Origin of the sequence: Aromatoleum evansii, assembly GCF_012910805.1 — a bacterium.
In the GTDB taxonomy this organism is placed as follows: domain Bacteria; phylum Pseudomonadota; class Gammaproteobacteria; order Burkholderiales; family Rhodocyclaceae; genus Aromatoleum; species Aromatoleum evansii.
Map to the genome: position 1 here is coordinate 1 of NZ_WTVK01000312.1, position 385 is coordinate 385.

The 385-nt window shown below is 64.2% G+C and carries 1 protein-coding gene; it reads left to right on the forward strand.

Annotated features, from left to right (window positions below):
* The coding region (locus GO615_RS30145) for an aldehyde dehydrogenase family protein (protein ID WP_169133128.1) at positions 1–385 on the forward strand (385 nt) is incomplete at both ends.

Sequence of the window (385 nt, forward strand, 5' to 3'; positions counted from 1 at the left end):
TCGTCGTGGATGGCCGCGAGAAGCACTTCGACGAGAGCGGCTTCTTCATCGGCACGAGCCTCGTCGACCACGTCAAGCCCGGCATGAAGGTCTATGACGAGGAGATCTTCGGCCCGGTGCTGTCGGTCGTGCGCGTCGAGACGTTCGAGGACGCCGTCGAACTCATCAACGCGAACCAGTTCGCCAACGGCGTCGCGATCTTCACGCGTGACGGCAAGAGCGCCCGCGAGTTCGAGTTCGCCATCGAGGTCGGCATGGTCGGCGTCAACGTGCCGATCCCGGTGCCCGTCGGCTCGTTCAGCTTCGGCGGCTGGAAGAAGTCGCTGTTCGGCGACACCCACATGTACGGCGCGGAGGCGTTCAACTTCTACACGCGCCGCAAGGT